Below are 19,645 nucleotides of genomic sequence, written 5' to 3' on the forward strand. Positions count from 1 at the left end.
TCAGGCAGACAGCAGAAAAGAGGCAAGATAGAAAGTGCGCCTGCCATATTGGCAGGACTTTCGATTTTACTGAATACCCTTCAACTGCTCTCAGAATATTCAATAGATGAACTGAATGAAATTGCAACCATTGCATTAGGTGCCTAAAGATGTGTAGATACCTATGCCTTTTAGGAGAGGGCTAGGGAGAGGTGAAATACAAAACCGCCTTTTTTCTAACCCATCAATCCAAAATCGTCCATTTTTTACACTTTTAAGCCTGCAGAATTCATCAAAACTTCCACTCATAACAGAGCAATAAATTTATCTCCCAAATCAATAACTATAGGTGTTCCAATGAAGAAACCCATGAACGGTGCGGAAAACATCGTGATTGAAATGTGCATCAGACTATTATCCAGACACCATTAAAGAATAAAAACCTTAAACAGCGGGCTTTAAGTTGAGCTCCAGATAATGCCGTACCTGATTACGTCCCTGCTGTTTGGCCAAATACAAGGCCCGGTCAGCCATACGAATGGTCTGTTCTTTTTTGGTATTTGCTTCAGAAAGTGCAACCCCAAAACTTGCACTGGTTTTTAGAATTTCCCCGGTTTCCAGCTCAAATTCTTCCTGTTCAATAATTTTTCGGCAGCGTTCTGCAATCTCGATGGCTTGCTGCAAGTTTTGATCTTTTAAAATCAAGATAAACTCTTCACCACCAAAACGCCCCACCACATCCTGTATTCTTGTTGTGGTACATAATATTGTCGCCACACGCTGCAAAACCGCATCTCCGGTTTCATGACCATAATCATCATTAATTTTTTTAAAATAGTCCAAATCCAGCAACACCACGGCATAAGTCACTTTTTTCTTATTTTCCAAAGTACTCAGCTGTTCACCAATATAACGACGATTAAAGACATTGGTCAGCGCATCGGTCTGGCTCATTTTTTTAATTTTCATTTCACGCCGGCGCCACTGCGACAGCAAAATTTCAAAAAACAAAATCGAAGTGAGCAAGATGGGAAGATAGACCTCAGCCATACTTTTGATCCAGAACGGATTAAGGTAAAACTCGCTATGCGTCAGGTTATCACTGAACACAGGCGCATAACGGATAAATCCATTAAAAGTTAAATAGCTGATAATCACGGTAAAAATAGAAGCAAACATGGCAATGCCATAGATTATTTTACGTGAATAAAATACCAGGCCAATCAGCACAATATTGACGAAACCGGCAATGGTTGCAGGGCTATACATTCCCACGGTATAGCCTGCATAAATCATCACCGTCCCAAAAAAAATCGGTGAAAAATAAGCAATAAATTGACGGAATTTTGCATTGTGTTTATATCTGTGGCTGAGCACAATCATGCCGATAAAAATGATTAAGGTGACAACGACCGTAGTAAATCGGACGAAAAAAAAGTCGTGATTAATCCAGACCCGATTGTCTTCTGAATAGTAACTCAACAGATACCATTTAATCGCACTGACCTGGCAGAATGCTCCAAAAAAGCAGAGCAATACTCCCTTGTCAAAATTGGCCCAGTTAATAATTAAATTATCGGATTCAAATAGATGAAATTTGAATCTGCCCCAATAATGAAAAATCAGCCTGGATATTTTTCTATAAAAGTTCATGTTTTTTATGAATATCTTTATAATTTACAAGTTTTATTATTACTTTAATATTATATCCATAGTATAAAAATTAAACAATGCGTTCTTATATCCTCTCGATAAACAGTATCCCATCTAGGTGGTCCACTTCATGCTGTACAATTCGGGCAGGAAAACCGCTCAAGCTCATTTCTACCGCTACCCCGTCCAAAGTAAAATAACGCAGCTGAATGGTTTGAGCACGAGCGACTTGTCCCCGTTCATCCGGCACACTTAAACAGCCCTCTTCCCCCAAAACCGTCAGTTCAGATTTTTCTAGAATTTCAGGATTGACCATCACCAATGCATCCATTTCAGGTGCATCGGGATAACGCAGGTTTGGACGGGAGGCCACAATAATCACCCGCTTTGACACATAAACCTGAGGTGCCGCAATTCCCACCCCGTTACGTTCCAGCATGGTGGCATGCATGGCGGCCGCTAGTTCCTTTAACCATGGGCTATTCAGCTCAGCTTGTGCCACTTCTGCAGCTGTTACGGTCAAAATGCGTTCACCACGCTGTGCTACAGGTAAAATACTGCTCATCTATTCATTCCTCATTGGGCAATCACACTCGGCATAATTTTTTTTATTAAACCATGTGTATAAATCTTAACGCTAAGCAAGCATCCTCTATATTTAGTTTTTTAGACTTGCATTGCACATTTTAGAATATGCTTCACGAGACTCGTTCCCTATATCTTTTAAGACCATTTTAATTTGACTTGCATATCATTCACTAAATTTCTTGACCAATAAAAAATATGACAACTGCCCAACTTCTGCTCGGTGTGCTTTTTAGTTCTATAGGCTTAGGCTATTTTTTATATGGAAAAAAGCAAAAAGCCCTTGTGCCCTGGATTTGTGGCTTGGTTCTGATGATTTTCCCTTATTTTATAGAAAGTACCGGCCTATTGACCACTATCGGTATCTTGCTCTCTATTGCACCTTACTTTATTCGGCTTTAATTGAGTGACAGATCAGGTTTATGTATAAAATGAAAATGCCTTGGGTTTTGAACGTCCCGATGCATTTAATTTATAAAGACAGCTATCATCATACAAAGGTCTGATTCGTATGGTTACAAGTTAACTGGCAGACTGTATGAGAACAGGCAATATGATTTTATAGCGTTATTTGACTATAGATGAAGTACAAAAAAGCCCTTTATTTGAAGGGCTTTTTATGGATTAAGCTACTAAATTTTTCTTTAATTCATCTTCAACAATCTGGATTTCCAGCTGACTGAATTTACGAATTTCAGTTTCAGCATGTTTTTCCAGCATACCTGAAATTAAAGGAATTTTTATCTTGACCTGCCAATTCAGACTAATGTGAATTTGCTGCTCATCTCCCGTGACCAAACGTTCACAGTTTGCTTCTAGAGGTACATTTGCACCCAATTTTATGCTTGAAGTTAAAGCGGCCAAATCTGTGATATCGGTACGCTTGACTCGAAATGCATCTTTAAAGAATTTTTTTGCTATATCGGGAATATTGATATCCAGATTATAAGCACGGCGTAAAGTGTAAATATCCCCACTCATTTTAGATTCAATAATTTCTAGTTTTTCACCGGGTATACGTCTGCATACTGCCTCATGCAAGGCCGTATTTGCTACAAGTCGCTTGAACTGATCAAGTGAAACACCCTGAATTGTAGAATTCACAGTAAAATGATGTGCCATCTTTTATAATCCCTTATTTTTCTAGTGGTTATTTTGAATAATTTTAAACCATTCGATCATCACTGATCTAGCCTATTTTGTATAGCTGTTTATTTAATTTAATTTTTAATAGGCTGTCATTGACCATCTATACCACACTATTCCGCATAGATGCCAGAGTGAACCATCGTTTTCTCGCCACAGGAAATACGGAGAAAATGCCCCCGATATTCAATGATGACATCAAACTGTTCGGCCCCATCATCCAACCCTGTCACGGTCCAGCTCGTGCCTTGCGGAAAATCCTGCAACCAGGCCACCTTATAAAAGTCAGAAACAGAATCAAAATTGATATATTTTTCCGGTTCGGCTTGAATTCGGCCCGCCAGTTCATCAAACTTGTGCAGCTGGTATTCAGCAAAGTTGATCAGCATTCCTCTCTCCTTGGTGCTTAAACCCCTTTGAACTGAGTCAAGGCCTGTTTCTTTTTCACCTGTTCCCACTGCCACCAGCCAAATGCAGCGAGTCCCACAAAAGCAGCATACAAACCGGCAGTTAAGAACAGGTCTTTATAAATGAACATGCCGACATAAACAATATCGACAAAAATCCACAGCACCCAGGTCGCAATATGTTTACGACTGGTCCAATAGGTGGCCAACAGACTGAATGCAGCCAATTGTGAATCCAGCATGGGCACAGCAGCATCGGTAAAATGCTTCAGCGTTAAACCGAAAATTAAACCGCCAGTTGCGGCCAGCAGCATCTGGAAAATCACTGTTTTTGTGGCGATCGGCTCAATCCGAATTTCATGATCTTGCTGCTTGCCTTTCAGCCAGTGATAGAAACCGTAAAAGTTCACCACGATGAAAAAGAACTGCAATACAGTTTCACCATAGAGCTTAAATTGATAAAAAAGATAGGCATACAAGACAAAAGCAGCAAAGTTAAACCACCAGCACCACATATTGCGTTTGATGGTGAGTGTCACTCCAATCAGGCTAATAATAACTGCAACAATTTCTAAAGGTGACATGGCAATCATCAACCAGCTAAAAGGTGTTGCTATTATGAAAAAAATGGCCTTGAACGCAAGATAAATTATCCCTATTTTTCTACAGGCTTGCCCATCCCCACGGTACTTTTAGCTTTGTATTGTGCAATTGCAACAGAATTTAAAATTAGGCTGCACAGGTTTGACTGTTGTCTAACAAACACTTAAAACTTAGAAAACAGTCTATCTGGAAAAATAAGCATGTCACAACAACAAGGAAAAGTCAGCCGGGAAATCCGCGGGGCTCTGTTCCTGATTGGCCTGGACCGGGCTGCCAAAAGAAATGCCTTTGATAGCCATATGATTCATGACCTGTCACTGGCCTTGACTGAATATGAAGATAACCCGGAGTTGCGTTGTGCGGTCATTTTTGCCCACGGTGACCATTTTACTGCCGGGCTGGATTTGGTTGAATTACAACCCAAACTGCAAACAGGCATATTTGATTTTGATCATGCGCAAATTAACCCCTGGGGCACCAGTTCAAGAGCACGAAAAAAACCGGTGATTGTTGCCGTACAAGGGATTTGTTATACCGCAGGCATAGAGCTGATGCTGAATGCCGATATGACTATTGCGCAGGACAATTGCCAGTTCGCGCAAATGGAAGTGCAGCGTGGCATTTTACCCTTTGGCGGTGCAACTGTTCGTTTTGTACAGGCCGCAGGCTGGTCCAAAGCCATGCGCTATTTACTGACCGGCGATAGTTTTGATGCAGTAACAGCACTGGATTTAAACTTGATTACTGAAATTACCCCTGAACCGCCACTGCAACGTGCCATTGAACTGGCGGAACATATTGCCCGGGCTGCTCCGCTGGCAGTTCAGGCAACCCTGGCTTCTGCCAAAGAAGCTGCTGAACAGGGAGCAGAAACTGCATTTGCCCATTTACCTCAGCATCTGGCTGCATTGCTTAAAACCCAGGATGTACAAGAAGGTGTCATGGCGATGCTGCAACGTCGCGCGCCTGAATTTAAAGGTCGATAATTCAAGTCGATAATTCAACCGCTAACAGTCTAAATGCAATAACAACACGAGTTTGCCATGCTACTGCTACACCACAAGCAGAAGTTATGAAGTTATAAAGCAGCGATTTTAGTCTCAGTTCAGCTGCCTTTTCAGCGATATCAGCAGCAGTATAAAAAGCATATAACGTACTTGAGTTTTCACTCGGGCATACTCAATTCAAGGACAGCCGCTTCAATCAGGCACGACTATGCTGTTCCTTGAATTCACATTTATGCTCACAACCGAAACGGTCAATATGGGTATAAAACACCCCATAACGTCCAACATAATATTCTAAGGACTGGTCATAAAAGGTCCAGTAAATCGACCATTCACCCAAGTCCAGCTTATGAATCCGGGTTTGGGCTTTGGCAGGCAATTTTCTTAAGATACCTTCTTGCAGCACAATGGCCTGACTTAAATTACGTTCGGTCAGATGACGTTCAAAAAACATCTGGCAGACATCATCAAACAGCTGTTGTTCATATTCTTCTACTTCATCGACCCTGGCTTCGGTTTTGGACAGGGGCTGTGCGGAGGTCGCTTCAAATTTGATTAAATCAGCGAGTTGCTTAATTCTGAATTGCTGAGCTTGTTGATTAATCTGAATTTTAAAAAATATTTTCCAAAGGACAATCAGTCCAATGAAAAGACATAACCCCAAGAGTATTTTCACCATAGCGTCACTCTCATGAATAAATAATTATTATTTTTATATTATATAAACAATTTGAATAAAAATTATACGATTTTTAAAATTTTATGGTATAAAAAAGAATGCCAAGGAATTTTGCTCATGTTCCCTCTCTCATCTGCTCCACATACGCTTGTCACTTGCCTCGCTTTGGACCTTCAGGTCAACAAGGCCAGTTCACGACGTGCAGTATTTTTACATGAGGTGCCTTGGAATCTGTACCCTGATGATGATTTAGAATAAATCACTAATCCCCAAATACCCCAAGGTCGCCTCAACAGCGGCCTTTTTTATTGCCTAAAAACAAGGAAAAAGCCAATGAATCATCCGATCAATAAAAATGGATTCCCCTCGCCACTGTCCGAGCCGGTTGTAGCTCCTTTTAGCCGAACCTCACGCTTCGCTACAGCCGGTCAATTTGCTACTGTTGTGCTGATCTGGTCACTGACACCGCTTGCAGCCGCCTGGACCGTACATGAAATTCATTGGGCGTGGGGTTTATTTATCCGGTTTAGCCTGGCCATTCCTATTGCCTTGGCCTGTCAGGCCTACTTCAAGGTCAAAGTCCCCTTGCACCCGCAAACCTTGCTCAGTTATGCCGCGGGTGCACTCGGCCTGTTTGCCTCCATGGCCTTCTGCTATATGGGCGCGTCCAGGGTGCCTTCCACGGTAATTTCAATCATCTATGGCAGCGCTCCCTTCGTTTCTGGTTTGGTGGCGATTTATATTTTTCGCAGTGAAAAGCTGAGTGCCTATCAATGGCTGGGCTTGCTATTGGGCATGCTGGGACTATATTTCGCACTGGGCTTAAACGCGCCAAACCTGTTATTGGATAGATTTGGCATGGGGTTGGAAATTGTAGCCATGCTTTTGTATGTACTTTCTGCATTTGCTGTGCGCGCGGTTGCTGCACCTATCCATCCGATCAGTCAGATGACCGGTGCCACCATCATGTCATGGCTGGGTTATTGTAGCTTGCTGCCCTTTTTCTGGTCAGAAATGCCTGACCAGCTGCCTTCATTACAAGCCCATATAGCCCTGATTTATAGTGCGGTTTTTTCATCTGTGCTGGCGATGGTTTTTTATTATCAGCTGCTGAATAAGGTCAATCCCACTACCCTGATGCTGATTACCATCATGACTCCAGTACTGGCCACGCTGTGGGGCAGATGGCTCAATCATGAAATGCTCAGTTCGCATTTTATCTGGGGGCTGCTGTTACTGTGTACGGGTTTAGCCTGCTATGCTTTGCGCGTGCCGGGCAAATAGCCGATAAAAATAAAACAGAAAATCCCGGGCCAGATGCCGACCCGGGATTTGCTTGATTCTGGATACAGATAAAAAAATCTTTTATTCGATATGAATAATTTTGCCGTGCTCGTCATGATGCACCACACTGACCTTTTGCTGACGTCCCTGTTCGATTGCTTCAACAGCCAAACCAAAATGCTGCCCATAATCGGAAATATTTTTGGCAGAGCTTGTCTGCACTGTTTTTGAAGGTACAAAATTCGACCATAACCACAAGGCCACAGCACAGGCCAATAATGCACTCACCCCATGTTCAATACCCAAGCCAAAAGCCGAAAAAAGCTGATGAAACAGGTGCTGCTTTTGCAGGCTGACAATTCCCAGCACAATCAATAACGGTCGCCATAGCAACAGCCACACCGCCCACATCATGGCGGTAGAGGTATGCGATGCATAACGCTTATGCCACGGCAAGCAATGACGTAAATCAATAATTAAAGGATTATTTTTCATGGATCACTTGCTCATTATTGGAGGTTGCATGGCGTATACCCCGGTCTGGACTGACCCAGCGTGCGCGCTGGCCGTCGCCGCGCAACAATACTTTAGGGAAGGCCACAATACTGGCCGTCAGGGTGATCAGCCAGAACACAAAGGGATACCAGATCATCCAGAAGTAATTTTTGCCCAGCGAGGGTTCATAACGGCTGTCCATCCATTTGCTGATTGCAAACTGCAGCAGGCAAGTCACCCCCAACAGCATGCCGGTGCCATAAGGTAAAAATGGTGAACTGATACCCGATATACCCAGCGGAATAACAAAATGCACTAACCAGAGCATGGCCATAAACAGCATTAAATAAGACCACACCAAGGTTAGAACCAGTTCACACAGCAGCGGCCATAAAAAATTCAGTTTCGGTTGAAACAGCACATCTATATTTTTAAGCAGCACCTGTGCCCCGCCCATGGCCCAGCGCAAGCGCTGTTTCCACAAGCCCTTAAAGGTTTCCGGCATTAAAATCCAGACCAGGGCATTCGGTTCAAAGTGAATATTCCAGCCCGCTCGTTGCAGCTTCCAGGTAATGTCGATATCTTCAGTCAACATGTCAGGTGACCAGTAGCCGACTTCATGCACGGCAGTTTTACGAAAGGCGGTAATCACGCCAGAGACGGTAAACAGCCGACCAAAGCTGCGTTGTGCCCGTTTAATCATGCCAACAATGGAGGAAAATTCTCCCACCTGAATACGTCCAATCAAAGTCGAACGGGTACGAATTCGCGGATTACCGGTGACCGCAGCCACGGTTTCATCCTGCAGAAAATGCCGTAACATCCAGGTCGCTGCATGCGGATCAAGCAAGGCATCACCATCAATGCCCAGAAGATATTCAGCATCGGTGAGCAAGCTGCCCGCCTGCAGTGCCATGGCTTTGCCCTGATTCTGTGCCAAATGCACTACACGCAATTTTTCATACCGGTCTGCCAGACGGTTTAACACGGCTGCGGTGTTATCGGAACTGCCATCATTGATCGCAATGACTTCAAAGTTTGGATAATCCAGTGCCAGCGCATGGCTGAGTGTTTCTTCCGCATTATCCCCCTCGTTAAAACAAGGCACCAGCACTGCCACCTTGGGATATTCAGGTAAAGCTTCAGGCTGTTGATACGGCGGATCCTGTCGCTCTTTCCAATAGAAAATCAGTGCACCGATCATCCATAAATACGACATAAACAATGGATAATAAAAAACAAAGTGCAATGCAGAATGCCAAAAATGCTGCAGCGTTGACATATGGAATTCCTTTAAGGAATAAGTTTGCTGGATTTCATATCAAAGGCTTTGCGTAACACGCCTGTATCTGGATAGTCCTGAATCGGATCATCTGGATAATACGCTTCATGCATCACCCCCTGGGTATATAAAGACTCAATGGTTCTGGCCATTTCATCGGAAGGGACGCGTTGATTGGTTCGCCAGTTCACCGACTGCAATTCAAACACGGTTTTCTTCATGCCATTCGGATATTGCTTCACGCGATTGACAATGTCCCGGTAAAAAGCATCCTGATCTGTGGCTTGCTCCATATACGGCATCGCCATGATCGCAGTGAAGTCATAACGGTTAATCGACTGTTCCAGGGACTGTGAATACCAGTTTTCTGCATAGGGTTTCAGGGCAACCTGTGCATACAAGTTGCGTGCAGTCAGCAAGAAGGGATGATACTGACGGACTTCCTGTGCCAGTTGCATGGCAAAGTCATCGATGTATCTGGTTTTAAAAGCCGTCCACTTTTCCAGGTCGGCATCATTATTGCGAATTTTCGCCAGATCTGTAGGCAGACCGATAGAAGCATAAGCTTTTAAAGCCTCAGGGCTGGCATCTTCATAGTCAGACAAGGTGGTGTCGTCATGGAATAAAATGCCGTTAAATGGCACTGACTTGGCCAGGTCCTGATAAATACCGGCAATGGTTTTACGCGCATCGGCAGAAAAAGGACTGAGACGGTGATAGCCCATATTCAGATGTTCTGAATCATTGGCTTGCTGGGTCAGCACCACATCTTTGGATACTGGATTATTTTTAGGGAGTTCCCAGGCCAGTAACGGCATCCAGGCATACACCCGCCCCACTTGAGTCCGGGTTTGAATTTGCCAGGCAGCACGGTTAAACAGGTCGGCACGCATCGGCAAATAACGGTTCGGGAAATACACCATATCCGCAGAACCATTGGCATCCGGATCGGAAAAGGCTTGCAGATACACGGTATTGACTTTCATTGCCACGATCCGGTCAAGCAGATGATCCAGATTGCGTTCCTGCTGAATCGGATCTTTGTCGTAAATGTAATCCAGATCGATATGCATGATTTTTTGCGGACGGTTATTGTCGCCTAAATGTTGCTGGCGATTCTGGATTTCCTGAGCCAAATCGGCCGTAGTCATATTGCCTTCAATCAGAATACGGTTGAGCTGCCCCAATGAATCTTTAGCCGAATCTGCACCGTCATCCAGACTAATGGCCACTGGCATACCTAACTGTTTGGCAATTTTCACGGTTTGCATATTATAGTGACCATAGGGCCAAACCATCACCCGAGGTGATTTCAAACCATGTGCGCTCAATAACTGGTTATTCTGCTTTAAATCATCCCTGATCCGTTGCTGATAATGACGATCCGTTTCATAGCTTGCAGTTTTTGGATCATACAGGCGGGTGACTGCCGCCGGTTCCATATTGCCCTGCGGATTGCCCAAGATGCCGCGATGCAGGTTATAGCTATGACTGGCAATTTCGACCAGACCGCTGTCCTGCATTTCTTTCAGCTCGGCCCAGGACAACATTTGACTGCGCTGAATTTTCTCGCCTGAAAAGTCAACGCTTTGCCCTGCTTTAGGCTCTAGCCATGAACCCACGACCGCCAGCACCACTGGAATTTTATTGGCCTTGGTCACCGGATAGGCATTTTTATAAAACGACGCATAACCATCATCCACGGTTAATAAAACCGGTTTGCTCGGCAAGCGGTATTTGCCTTCGTGCGCTTTAATCAGCTGATCGACATTAATAAAATGAAAGCCATTATTTTTAAGCCAGCTGATATGTTGCTGAAACTGCTGGGTCGTTACCGAATAGTCAGGAATCAGTGCCGATTGTCTATCGGTAATTTCATGGTAGCCAATCACCGTGAGGGTGGGATTGTTCGCAGGCAGTGTTTTACTCCAGGCTAAATGAGGCATCTGACATAAAACGGCGGAAAGAGAAGCAGAAAGCAAGGTGGACAGCAAGCGAGTCTTCATTGAATGGTGCTCAAAAATCATTTTATGCTCTGAATACGTAGCATCACTGATCAATAGAAAACGACCCTTTTCATGATTTACGGCATTCAGAACTTTGAATCTGTCTTTTTATCCAATCAAGCTGAAATGAAGCTTAAAAAATATTAGTTTTTTGAAAATTAAGTATTTAGAAATATAGAATCGGGCAACAAGATAGTCATGCTTTAAGTGACATGCCTGCTTTCTATGTTGTTCAAAAGAGCTAAAAAAAGGCTAAATATCCACAAAAATTAAGTTAAGTCGTAGAGGGCTGACATTGATCGCGTCCGGCACCCTTGGCCGCATAAAGCTGGACATCGGCAGCTTTCATCAGTTCATGAATGTCGGCATAGGGATGATTTCGATCCATCCAGGCAACCCCCATACTTAAAGTCACATACTGCTTCTGATCCGGCCGGTTCAAATGTTCAAACCGACATTGTCTAACGGCATTCAAAACCTGCTGCAACACGTTTAAAACCACTTCACTTGGCACATTATGCAGTACAATGGCAAACTCTTCCCCACCATAACGAGCCACATAAGCGGAAGGTGGCAACGCATGCTGAATGACTTTGACCAAATTCTGCAAAATAACGTCACCCTTCAAGTGTCCATAGTAATCATTATAATTTTTAAAATAATCCACATCTAACATGGCAAATGCCAGGCTGGCATTGGTTTGATTCTTGGTCAGGCTAAATAAGCGCTGTATCTCGGCATTTAATGCACGGCGGTTAAATGCGCCGGTTAATGCATCAATTTGAATTTGCCGTTCTAACTGTTTATTTAACTCATGCAATTGCAAGGTCCGTTGTTGTACTTTCTCATCTAGAGAATTATTCAGTTCAATTAAATTATTATTCAGTTGCTCGATATAATGATTATGCCTCGCATAATTTTTTGCCTGCTGGAACATAATCAGCAAGGCGTAAAAACTGGTTGAAATAAAAGTTAAGTTAAAGGACTCGATCAGGTTCAGTGATAATAAAAAATCATGTAAAAATGTCACGCATAATAAAATCACGGCCCATACATTGATGCTGGAATATTGCTCTTTCGATTTCAGGGTGAGATAAAAACCGTGAGCAAAATTTAGAATCACAATCGGACTAATGATGGAACTATAAAAAGCAAAGCGCTGAAAAAATTCAGGTATGGTAAACAAGGTCACGAGCATATCAATGCTCAATATGAGCATTGATAGACCATAAACAACCGGGTGTAAATAGCGCCGGTTGAGTAAAAACATATAACTGATAAAAAAGGCAACTGCCAAATATGTAAAGAGATATTCTAGGCGCACTCCCCATAACCAGCTAATATTGGTAAAGGTGGTATAGGCATAAGGTGCTGAAAATAAATTATGCAAGGCCAAGAATAAGATAAAAATACCGAACACAAATACGCGGATAGTACTGCGACCAATCGCCTTTTGAAATACGGAAAACATGAGGGTAAATATACCCACACCCAGTACGGCACCGCAGACCAAACCAATACTCATCATCAACTGCTGGAACTGGCGGCTAATGGTGCTGCCTAAGCCGATCCGCATTGGATTCTCCAGCCCGCCATGCAGATGATTAAAATTGGACGCCTGGATAGCAATTGTAAAATATTCTTTTTCTACCACAAAAAAAGCAATTTTAGGGGAATTTTCTGTTTGATGACTGCGTTCATCTTTTCCCACTTTACCCATTCGAAGGAGAAAATCACCATTTAAATACAGTCGGTAAGCACCATATTGATTCGGAATAAAAATCGCAATACGGCGCCCAACAAATTGCTTGGGTATTTTAAAATGACCAACAAATGTACCGTAGGTTTGATTGGTTCCCGTGATGTCTTTAAAAGAGGCTGGCAAAGTTACGCTAGTCGATTTTAAAACTGAACTGGGTTGCGTGATGAATTGCTCAGGATAATACTGCCATGTCCCCTTAAAAGGCGTAGAGCTATCTTCAGTAAACTGAACATCATTCAAGAATTTTTGATGTAAATAATAAGATTCAGGCGCGGCTTCATAAAGTGCCCAGACCTGCTTCTGCCCCAGACCTATGCATAGACATATTGCTAGAAAAAGTTTTAAAAAATGAATTAATTTCTGAATTTTATACAAAAAGCGAATCATCCTTAAATACGCTTAGCTATTTCTTAATGTAGCGGTAAAAAAATAAAATTCAAACTATTTTTCACCTATCTGCAAGATTCATCCTTGTCTCTCGCAGAATATTTTTTAACCGATAATCAAGGCGTACTTAATCACGTGTTTTTACGTCAAATAGTTCAATTTCAAAAATAAGGTTTGAGTTGGCCGGAATGATCTTGCCCATTTTGCGTTCACCATACGCCAGATGTGCAGGCACCAGTAATTTACGTTTACCGCCGACTTTCATGCCCATGATGCCCTGATCCCAGCCTTTAATCACGCGACCAGTACCAATCACGGTTTCAAAGTAGTTGCCACGGTCAATTGAAGAATCAAACTTGGTGCCATCTTCCAGCCAACCTGTGTAATGGGTGGTAATCAGCGCACCTTTCACCGCCTCTTTACCTTCGCCTACTTTTAAATCAATAATTTCTAATTCATTTATCATGATCATCTACCTAAACTGAACAGCAATTTTTCAATGCCTAGTATAACCGGATTTAGCTGCATGCTTTAGAATTTAAGGGTCTCTGTCTTGATCTGTATTTAAAAGCCGAGCTCCTGGATATTTGAATCATTCAGTAAATAAGCAGTCAATTTTTTATGATTTTCAGCCGAGCCAATTAAAATCCAGCGTCCACTCATACGGTGTTCGGTTTTATGTTGCACACTGCGTACCACCTTCATGTTATAGGTCTTAAATAGTGCTTCATATTGATCTAAAATCTTGCGCTGGTAAGGACATATAATCCGGTAGGTGCGAGCCTGGCTCAGGGCTTCTATCTTCTCCTGGACATAGATCAAAAAAATCAGCACGATTAAAACAATGAAAGTCGCAAACAGGCTTAACATTTCATAGCCTGCGCCTGCTGCCATGCCCAAGGCAGCCGTCATCCAGATGGTCGTGGCGGTGGTGATTCCGGAAATACGGTTTTCATCTTTAAAAATCACCCCCGCTCCGACAAAGCCCAGCCCGGTCAGAATATTGGCTGCAATCCGGTCATGGCTATCTACCCCAATCTTTAAAGACATAATGGTAAACAGGCAGGAACTCAGACTGACCATAATCATGGTTCGAAGGCCGGCCGATTTGCTGCGATATTCACGCTCTGCGCCAATAATTGCTCCAATGCCCAGGGCAATCAGCAAACGATACAGATCCGGATGCATATATTTTCCCTTTATTCATTTTTATTGTTTTCAGGTATACGCAATTTTTTAGTGAGGATACAAGCCTAGACTTGCATCCTTAGTTGTCCTTATTGTAACTGTTCCCATTCCACGACAACCTGGGCATGTTCGCCAATCAGGGTCCATTCACCATCCATCACGTTTAACTGCAATTGCATGGTGCGCTCGCACAATTGTGGCAATGCCTCGGTGGTTGCGGTAGAAAGTTTCCACACTTCTACATTGCTTAAGGTTTTTAATTTACTGTTGCGCTTGTACCATTCATCCACAGCTGATCCATAACTGACCACAGCCACCTGCTTGCAACGCGCACTGGCCTTTTTCACCTTGTCTTCATCCGGACTGCCCACTTCAATCCATTTAATCAGCTGACCGGTCAGGTCTTTTTGCCACAATGCCGGTTCATCGGTTTCAAACAGATCTTTGGTAAATTCCAGGCTTTCGTCGGCAAAACGGGCATAAGCCAAAATACGTACCATCAAACGTTCAATGGTTTCAGAGGGATGTAAAGCCATGGTGAGCTGATAATCACCGTATTGATGATCATCCATATTGGCAATATTCAAATCTGCCTTATAAATTGTTGCTTTCAGCGCCATAAAAGAGTCCTCAAATTTGGCGCTTAGCATATAAGATTTGGACGTATTTTGCTGAAATGTTTTTAATCCTGATCCGGATTGATCTGGCATTGAAAGAGTTGCTGTTCAAATACCTGCCAGTCACGCGGCTGCTGCACAATAATTTCAATACGGTTATCAATGCTTTCTTCGACAGACTGATAGTTAAACTGCTCGGGGTTAAAATTGAAGCTTTTCCAGCCCTGGTCGGTATTGAAAATCCCTTTAATCCGCAGCCACCCTTGCTGTTCACAGAGCAGATCCAGCAAGGCATAAAAATCGAATTGCCAGCGCTTGGGCAATTTCCACCCCGCGACACTATAGCCTTGTGCCGTTTCAACATAGTGATAAGGCAACTGTTTAATTTCTGATAGAGACTGTCCAGCTGAAAATGTTTTTTGGATTTTCAGTAAAGGCTGAATTTTACGTTGGCTTCCCACATAAGGCAGGTCAATTTGCTGAAGTGAAATGTGTTCCTGCCCACTCATCAGCCAGGTTTGCTGATAGGCCTGATATTCACTTTGGAGTGCCTCTAAAGCCTGATCATCGGCAAAGTCCATAGTATCCGCATGGGACACCACAATGATTCGTGCAGCTTTTAACTGGTCGGCATATAAATTCTGCTTGGTCCAGTCTAAATCATGCAAGCGTGAGCCATCCACCACGGTCACCAGCGCCCGCATGGCAATACTGGGCTGCCAGTGAGGTTCAGTCAGCTGTTCCAGCAATTGCGCAGGATGTCCCAGCCCGGTAGGTTCAATAAACAACCGGTCCGGTTTGCTTTCTGACAATAATCGTGACAAGGCAATCTGCATCGGCAACTGGCTACTACAGCACAGACACCCACCCAACAGCTCTTTCACTTCATAACCTTGGGTTTGCGGCAACATCTGCTGATCAACCCCAATTTGCCCAAACTCGTTCATCAACACCGCCCAGACCTCATTTTCCGGCTTCTGGCTGAGCAAATGTTGAAGCAAAGTGGTTTTTCCTGCCCCTAAAAAACCGGAAATAATATGCGTAGGTACCGCTTGAGTAGGAGAAATCAGTTTCAAAATTAACTCGCTTTCAGATAGATATCATCAGTTGATCAGTGAGCACAACTCATCCATTATGATCATGATGATGCTCACTTTCGTTTTTCCGTATTGCATAGTAAAGCATCCAGTTTATTTTGAATCCCTCATCATTCAACTTTTATTTTTTGACGTTTTTAAAAATGCCCTGCAAATCATTCACTCCATGCTGTTGCATGCAAAGCAGGATGAAATCAAAAAGCGGTATGATGTTAATAATTCAGCTTTTATCTCTTTTAGCCAATATCCATCAATGATAGAAAAAAATGATCATCAACCGCTAAAAACATATAGTAAATAATCAATATAATCATTTATTTTCAATAATTTAAATAATTAATATATTTTCAGTTGTTTTGTTATCATTCAATATATCTACTATGGCATAGCTTGTTTGACAGCTCTACTTCACCGTTAATAGTCCCATATGCGAAGTATTGGATGTTTGCACATGAGCGATAAATTAAATTATTCGACCGAAGTGGCGATTTTAGGTGCCGGCCCTGTAGGCTTAACAATTGCTAACTATTTAAGCAAGCAAGGCGTAAAGGTCACTATCATCGAGCAACTGGACAGCTTGATCGATTACCCGCGTGCGATTGGTATTGATGATGAAGCATTACGTACCATTCAGTCACTTGGCCTAGTGAATCAGGTATTACCTCATACTACACCTAATCATGCCATGCGTTTCTTGACGCCTAAAGGTCGCTGCTTTGCAGACATTCAACCGCTGACCCGCGAATTTGGTTTCTCACGCCGTAATGCGTTTATTCAGCCGCAAGTCGACAATGTTTTACTACAAGGCTTAAGCCAGTACGATAAGACCCAGATACTGTTCTCTCGTCACCTGGTGGAATTCAAGCAGGATGCCAAAGGTGTTACCCTGAACATCCAGAACAAAGCCGGTGAACAAGAAACTGTTCAGGCACAGTATTTAATTGCCTGTGATGGTGGTAACTCGATTGTACGCCGTACATTGAATATTGGCTTTGACGGTAAAACCGCACCCAACCAATGGATTGTGATTGATATTGAAAATGATCCGTTGGCAACACCACATATTTACCTGTGCTGTGACCCGGTTCGTCCGTACGTTTCAGCTGCCCTGCCTCACGGTATCCGTCGTTTCGAATTTATGGTGATGCCGGGTGAAACTCAGGAAGAACTGAGCAAACCGGAAAACATCGCCAAATTGCTGTCTAAAGTATTGCCGAATGCCGAAAATATCGAAGTGATCCGCCAGCGTGTCTATACCCACAATGCTCGTATTGCCGATAAGTTCCGTGTTGACCGCATTTTGCTTGCCGGTGATGCTGCGCACATTATGCCGGTATGGCAAGGTCAGGGTTATAACAGCGGTATGCGTGATGCCTTTAACCTGGCCTGGAAAATGGCATTGGTGATTCAGGGCAAAGCGACTCCAGACCTGCTGGATTCTTACCAGATTGAACGTAAAGACCATGCCAAAGCCATGATTGACCTTTCTGTGATGGCAGGTCACGTGCTTGCGCCACCGAAAAAATGGCAAGGTTTCGTGCGTGACGGTATTGCCTACGCATTGAATTATATCAAGCCGATTAAACAGTATTTGCTTGAAATGCGTTTTAAACCGATGCCGAAATATCATGATGGTGCATTGCTTGCAGACGGCAAAAAGGAATCACCAGTCGGCAAGATGTTTATTCAGCCGCAAGTGAAACTTGAGTCGGGTGAAACCATTTTACTGGATGACGTGATTGGCAACGATTTCGCCATTATTGCCTGGGGCGTCGATCCTCAATGGGGCATCTCGGATGCCACCATGCAAGTCTGGAAGAAATTAGGCGTCAAATTTATTCAGGTGATTCCCGAAGTTCAGTTTGGCAATGAAAAGCGCAAGCAGTTTGACGGCGTGATTACCATTGGCGATATCGGAACCGATATTCGCAGCTGGTTTGGCAAAACCTCGGAATCGGTGGTGATTCTACGCCCTGACCGTTTTGTGGCAGCGCTTGCGATTCCACAAACCCTGGATCACGTAAGCCAGCAGTTCTTTAAAAAGCTGCATGTAAAATAATGCCTATATAACAATACATTCACTGAATCATATTCAGAGGTCTGACCACGCGAAAGCGTGGTCTTTTTTATCTAAATTCTTTACCGATATAAATTGCATCTTCTTATCCAAATGGACACTCAGAGCGTATATAACTGGACACCCATTCATCCTTTTCTTGAAAGAATAAAAAACCAATTACCCACGAATGAATAATTGGTTAGGTTTCTAATAACTAAAATTAACCAGTTTGGTTTTTCAGACTAGAACGGCGGAACTAGACAAAATTAGTCACAGACTCAATTTAACCGCTAAGGTCTTTCAATTTTTGGGCAACAAGATGAGTATGCTGCCTATCAACAGTGCTTAAACCCATATGCTCTGACTCAGCCCAAACTAAATGCTCGAATATATCTTGTAATGGTTTTTTGTCTATCAGAATTTTATATAATGGCATAACATAGCTATCATATTCATCAAATGCTTCTGGAAAATCTTGCACACCAATAGGATCCCATTCATTTAAAAGAATTACTGAAATCCTTTTGTATAAGGACTCAATAAGCTTTATATTTTCTTCCATTACAAATTTCCTATCATAGTTATTACGACTCAACCTGTTTTGGAATTTACGATAACTCGAACATTATTTACAGGATCACAATCTCCTTTTCTCCCAGATCTGGTGAGATGAGAAGAGGTGTTCAAATAGTTTTTTTATTTTGCATAAATGAAAGAACAAAATAATATTAAGTATTTATTTTCTGAAACCACGGCACATCTTTCATGGAATCACGTTGGGCCAGAAGCTGAATAAAGGGTTTAAACTCATCCAGATAGGGCAATATTTTGAAGGAGATGGCAAAGACCATCCAGTAACCCAGGAATAAATCTGCTGCTGAAATTTTCTCGCCCAGCAAATACGGATTTGCCTGTTTCATGCCATTTTTGAGAAATGCAAATACGCTCTCTTCATGACCAAAAGTCAGGCTCCGTTTTCTTTGCTCAATTTGCTCATCGGGCACATTAAGCCCTTTTAAATCCATATATTCAGTCAAAGGTCCATGAGCAAAGAACATCCATTTTAGATAGGCACCACGCTTGGGATCATCCAGTGCCGGAGCCAATCCCTTTTCCATATATTTGTCCGCCAGATAAGTAAATATGGCTGCGACTTCGGAAATCACCACGCCCTGATCAACCAGACAGGGTACTTTCCCCATGGGGTTAATACTCGTATATTCAGCCTGATGCATGTTTTCATAGGGCACCTCGATCTGTTCAATCTGGTCTTCTATGCCCAGCTCTTTCAATAAAGGTAGCAGCGTCATGCCACGCGACTGGGCATTGTTATACAGCTTCATCATTTTAATTCGTTCCCTATTGTTATTTTAGTTTTTGAGTATAAAACGGTTTCATCACCTCGTGAT

Annotated in this window: 22 protein-coding genes and 1 pseudogene; 7 read left to right on the forward strand and 16 right to left on the reverse strand. The window is 42.9% G+C overall.

Annotated elements, in window-relative coordinates; all coding sequences use genetic code 11:
* Window positions 1-147 (forward strand): annotated as a pseudogene (locus H4I94_RS08605) (transposase); the annotation flags it as partial.
* 276 nt (window positions 148-423) lie between these two features.
* Here the strand turns inward: H4I94_RS08605 and H4I94_RS08610 are convergent.
* Together H4I94_RS08610 and def are read right to left on the reverse strand one after the other, a co-directional pair.
* The gene (locus tag H4I94_RS08610; RefSeq protein ID WP_261182808.1) at window positions 424-1,461 is read right to left on the reverse strand and encodes a GGDEF domain-containing protein; all 1,038 of its coding nucleotides are present in this window, start codon (window positions 1,459-1,461) and stop codon (window positions 424-426) included.
* Between the two features lie 256 nt (window positions 1,462-1,717).
* Window positions 1,718-2,197 (reverse strand): peptide deformylase, encoded by a 480-nt coding sequence (gene def / locus H4I94_RS08615; RefSeq protein ID WP_261182809.1) that lies wholly within the window; start codon window positions 2,195-2,197, stop codon window positions 1,718-1,720.
* Window positions 2,198-2,415: 218 nt separating this feature from the next.
* Here def and H4I94_RS08620 point away from each other — a divergent pair, with 218 nt between their 5' ends.
* A complete protein-coding gene (locus H4I94_RS08620; RefSeq protein WP_092818751.1) occupies window positions 2,416-2,619 on the forward strand; it encodes an amino acid transport protein in 204 nt (67 codons plus the stop codon).
* A gap of 222 nt (window positions 2,620-2,841) precedes the next feature.
* Here H4I94_RS08620 and H4I94_RS08625 read toward each other — a convergent pair whose 3' ends face one another.
* The 3 genes from H4I94_RS08625 to pnuC form a co-directional block, all read right to left on the reverse strand.
* Window positions 2,842-3,339: a DUF2505 domain-containing protein gene (locus tag H4I94_RS08625; protein ID WP_261182810.1), complete on the reverse strand. Its 498-nt coding sequence runs from the start codon at window positions 3,337-3,339 to the stop codon at window positions 2,842-2,844.
* Between the two features lie 137 nt (window positions 3,340-3,476).
* On the reverse strand, window positions 3,477-3,752 hold the full coding sequence (locus H4I94_RS08630) for a hypothetical protein (RefSeq protein ID WP_261182811.1): 276 nt from the start codon (window positions 3,750-3,752) through the stop codon (window positions 3,477-3,479).
* A gap of 17 nt (window positions 3,753-3,769) precedes the next feature.
* Window positions 3,770-4,354: a nicotinamide riboside transporter PnuC gene (gene pnuC / locus H4I94_RS08635; protein WP_261182812.1), complete on the reverse strand. Its 585-nt coding sequence runs from the start codon at window positions 4,352-4,354 to the stop codon at window positions 3,770-3,772.
* 219 nt (window positions 4,355-4,573) lie between these two features.
* Between pnuC and H4I94_RS08640 the strand changes: the two genes are divergently transcribed.
* The gene (locus H4I94_RS08640) at window positions 4,574-5,359 is read left to right on the forward strand and encodes a crotonase/enoyl-CoA hydratase family protein (RefSeq protein ID WP_261182813.1); all 786 of its coding nucleotides are present in this window, start codon (window positions 4,574-4,576) and stop codon (window positions 5,357-5,359) included.
* A gap of 217 nt (window positions 5,360-5,576) precedes the next feature.
* Here the strand turns inward: H4I94_RS08640 and H4I94_RS08645 are convergent, their stop codons facing one another.
* Window positions 5,577-6,059 carry a hypothetical protein gene (locus H4I94_RS08645; protein ID WP_261182814.1) on the reverse strand — a complete coding sequence of 161 codons (483 nt, stop codon included), beginning with the start codon at window positions 6,057-6,059 and terminating at the stop codon, window positions 5,577-5,579.
* A 117-nt stretch (window positions 6,060-6,176) separates the two neighbouring features.
* Between H4I94_RS08645 and H4I94_RS08650 the strand changes: the two genes are divergently transcribed.
* Together H4I94_RS08650 and H4I94_RS08655 are read left to right on the forward strand one after the other, a co-directional pair.
* A complete protein-coding gene (locus H4I94_RS08650) occupies window positions 6,177-6,317 on the forward strand; it encodes a hypothetical protein (protein WP_171259626.1) in 141 nt (46 codons plus the stop codon).
* Window positions 6,318-6,392: 75 nt separating this feature from the next.
* Window positions 6,393-7,343: a DMT family transporter gene (locus H4I94_RS08655; RefSeq protein ID WP_261182815.1), complete on the forward strand. Its 951-nt coding sequence runs from the start codon at window positions 6,393-6,395 to the stop codon at window positions 7,341-7,343.
* Window positions 7,344-7,424: 81 nt separating this feature from the next.
* On the opposite strand, the gene pgaD is transcribed toward H4I94_RS08655, so the two are convergent.
* The 8 genes from pgaD to H4I94_RS08695 all read right to left on the reverse strand — a co-directional run bounded on the left by pgaD (window position 7,425) and on the right by H4I94_RS08695 (window position 16,156).
* On the reverse strand, window positions 7,425-7,838 hold the full coding sequence (gene pgaD, locus H4I94_RS08660) for a poly-beta-1,6-N-acetyl-D-glucosamine biosynthesis protein PgaD (RefSeq protein ID WP_261182817.1): 414 nt from the start codon (window positions 7,836-7,838) through the stop codon (window positions 7,425-7,427).
* On the reverse strand, window positions 7,828-9,120 hold the full coding sequence (gene pgaC / locus H4I94_RS08665) for a poly-beta-1,6-N-acetyl-D-glucosamine synthase (RefSeq protein ID WP_261182818.1): 1,293 nt from the start codon (window positions 9,118-9,120) through the stop codon (window positions 7,828-7,830). Before pgaC ends, pgaD begins: the two co-directional genes overlap by 11 nt.
* 11 nt (window positions 9,121-9,131) lie before the next feature.
* Window positions 9,132-11,126: a poly-beta-1,6-N-acetyl-D-glucosamine N-deacetylase PgaB gene (gene pgaB / locus H4I94_RS08670; RefSeq protein WP_261182819.1), complete on the reverse strand. Its 1,995-nt coding sequence runs from the start codon at window positions 11,124-11,126 to the stop codon at window positions 9,132-9,134.
* A gap of 274 nt (window positions 11,127-11,400) precedes the next feature.
* Window positions 11,401-13,275 carry a diguanylate cyclase domain-containing protein gene (locus H4I94_RS08675; RefSeq protein ID WP_409976766.1) on the reverse strand — a complete coding sequence of 625 codons (1,875 nt, stop codon included), beginning with the start codon at window positions 13,273-13,275 and terminating at the stop codon, window positions 11,401-11,403.
* A 127-nt stretch (window positions 13,276-13,402) separates the two neighbouring features.
* Window positions 13,403-13,741 (reverse strand): FKBP-type peptidyl-prolyl cis-trans isomerase, encoded by a 339-nt coding sequence (locus tag H4I94_RS08680; RefSeq protein ID WP_092818761.1) that lies wholly within the window; start codon window positions 13,739-13,741, stop codon window positions 13,403-13,405.
* 98 nt (window positions 13,742-13,839) lie between these two features.
* Window positions 13,840-14,463: an MgtC/SapB family protein gene (locus H4I94_RS08685; protein ID WP_261182820.1), complete on the reverse strand. Its 624-nt coding sequence runs from the start codon at window positions 14,461-14,463 to the stop codon at window positions 13,840-13,842.
* Between the two features lie 89 nt (window positions 14,464-14,552).
* Window positions 14,553-15,083, reverse strand: coding sequence for a YaeQ family protein (locus H4I94_RS08690; protein WP_261182821.1), 531 nt, complete (start codon window positions 15,081-15,083; stop codon window positions 14,553-14,555).
* Between the two features lie 62 nt (window positions 15,084-15,145).
* Window positions 15,146-16,156, reverse strand: a complete 1,011-nt coding sequence (locus tag H4I94_RS08695) for a CobW family GTP-binding protein (protein WP_261182822.1) — start codon at window positions 16,154-16,156, stop codon at window positions 15,146-15,148.
* Between the two features lie 70 nt (window positions 16,157-16,226).
* Between H4I94_RS08695 and H4I94_RS08700 the strand changes: the two genes are divergently transcribed.
* Window positions 16,227-16,478 (forward strand): hypothetical protein, encoded by a 252-nt coding sequence (locus H4I94_RS08700; protein ID WP_261182823.1) that lies wholly within the window; start codon window positions 16,227-16,229, stop codon window positions 16,476-16,478.
* A 150-nt stretch (window positions 16,479-16,628) separates the two neighbouring features.
* On the forward strand, window positions 16,629-18,236 hold the full coding sequence (locus tag H4I94_RS08705) for a bifunctional 3-(3-hydroxy-phenyl)propionate/3-hydroxycinnamic acid hydroxylase (protein WP_261182824.1): 1,608 nt from the start codon (window positions 16,629-16,631) through the stop codon (window positions 18,234-18,236).
* A gap of 283 nt (window positions 18,237-18,519) precedes the next feature.
* Here H4I94_RS08705 and H4I94_RS08710 read toward each other — a convergent pair whose 3' ends face one another.
* Both H4I94_RS08710 and H4I94_RS08715 read right to left on the reverse strand, forming a co-directional pair.
* Window positions 18,520-18,798 (reverse strand): hypothetical protein, encoded by a 279-nt coding sequence (locus H4I94_RS08710; RefSeq protein ID WP_261182825.1) that lies wholly within the window; start codon window positions 18,796-18,798, stop codon window positions 18,520-18,522.
* Window positions 18,799-18,964: 166 nt separating this feature from the next.
* On the reverse strand, window positions 18,965-19,579 hold the full coding sequence (locus H4I94_RS08715) for a glutathione S-transferase family protein (protein WP_261182886.1): 615 nt from the start codon (window positions 19,577-19,579) through the stop codon (window positions 18,965-18,967).
* Window positions 19,580-19,645: the final 66 nt, after the last annotated feature.

The sequence above is a fragment of the Acinetobacter sp. T_3_1 genome (genome assembly GCF_025377055.1).
Lineage (GTDB): Bacteria > Pseudomonadota > Gammaproteobacteria > Pseudomonadales > Moraxellaceae > Acinetobacter > Acinetobacter kookii.

What these genes read in the sequence shown, in the direction of transcription:
- H4I94_RS08710 (WP_261182825.1), bottom strand. Translation starts at nt 18,798, where the DNA reads ATGGAAGAAAATATAAAGCTTATTGAGTCCTTATACAAAAGGATTTCA.
- H4I94_RS08645 (WP_261182814.1), bottom strand. Translation starts at nt 6,059, where the DNA reads ATGGTGAAAATACTCTTGGGGTTATGTCTTTTCATTGGACTGATTGTC.
- H4I94_RS08620 (WP_092818751.1), top strand. Translation starts at nt 2,416, where the DNA reads ATGACAACTGCCCAACTTCTGCTCGGTGTGCTTTTTAGTTCTATAGGC.
- H4I94_RS08705 (WP_261182824.1), top strand. Translation starts at nt 16,629, where the DNA reads ATGAGCGATAAATTAAATTATTCGACCGAAGTGGCGATTTTAGGTGCC.
- H4I94_RS08640 (WP_261182813.1), top strand. Translation starts at nt 4,574, where the DNA reads ATGTCACAACAACAAGGAAAAGTCAGCCGGGAAATCCGCGGGGCTCTG.
- pgaD (WP_261182817.1), bottom strand. Translation starts at nt 7,838, where the DNA reads ATGAAAAATAATCCTTTAATTATTGATTTACGTCATTGCTTGCCGTGG.
- H4I94_RS08685 (WP_261182820.1), bottom strand. Translation starts at nt 14,463, where the DNA reads ATGCATCCGGATCTGTATCGTTTGCTGATTGCCCTGGGCATTGGAGCA.
- def (WP_261182809.1), bottom strand. Translation starts at nt 2,197, where the DNA reads ATGAGCAGTATTTTACCTGTAGCACAGCGTGGTGAACGCATTTTGACC.
- H4I94_RS08675 (WP_409976766.1), bottom strand. Translation starts at nt 13,275, where the DNA reads ATGATTCGCTTTTTGTATAAAATTCAGAAATTAATTCATTTTTTAAAA.
- H4I94_RS08700 (WP_261182823.1), top strand. Translation starts at nt 16,227, where the DNA reads ATGCTCACTTTCGTTTTTCCGTATTGCATAGTAAAGCATCCAGTTTAT.
- pgaC (WP_261182818.1), bottom strand. Translation starts at nt 9,120, where the DNA reads ATGTCAACGCTGCAGCATTTTTGGCATTCTGCATTGCACTTTGTTTTT.
- H4I94_RS08630 (WP_261182811.1), bottom strand. Translation starts at nt 3,752, where the DNA reads ATGCTGATCAACTTTGCTGAATACCAGCTGCACAAGTTTGATGAACTG.
- H4I94_RS08680 (WP_092818761.1), bottom strand. Translation starts at nt 13,741, where the DNA reads ATGATAAATGAATTAGAAATTATTGATTTAAAAGTAGGCGAAGGTAAA.
- H4I94_RS08625 (WP_261182810.1), bottom strand. Translation starts at nt 3,339, where the DNA reads ATGGCACATCATTTTACTGTGAATTCTACAATTCAGGGTGTTTCACTT.
- pnuC (WP_261182812.1), bottom strand. Translation starts at nt 4,354, where the DNA reads ATGTCACCTTTAGAAATTGTTGCAGTTATTATTAGCCTGATTGGAGTG.
- H4I94_RS08690 (WP_261182821.1), bottom strand. Translation starts at nt 15,083, where the DNA reads ATGGCGCTGAAAGCAACAATTTATAAGGCAGATTTGAATATTGCCAAT.
- H4I94_RS08655 (WP_261182815.1), top strand. Translation starts at nt 6,393, where the DNA reads ATGAATCATCCGATCAATAAAAATGGATTCCCCTCGCCACTGTCCGAG.
- H4I94_RS08650 (WP_171259626.1), top strand. Translation starts at nt 6,177, where the DNA reads ATGTTCCCTCTCTCATCTGCTCCACATACGCTTGTCACTTGCCTCGCT.
- pgaB (WP_261182819.1), bottom strand. Translation starts at nt 11,126, where the DNA reads ATGAAGACTCGCTTGCTGTCCACCTTGCTTTCTGCTTCTCTTTCCGCC.
- H4I94_RS08715 (WP_261182886.1), bottom strand. Translation starts at nt 19,579, where the DNA reads ATGAAGCTGTATAACAATGCCCAGTCGCGTGGCATGACGCTGCTACCT.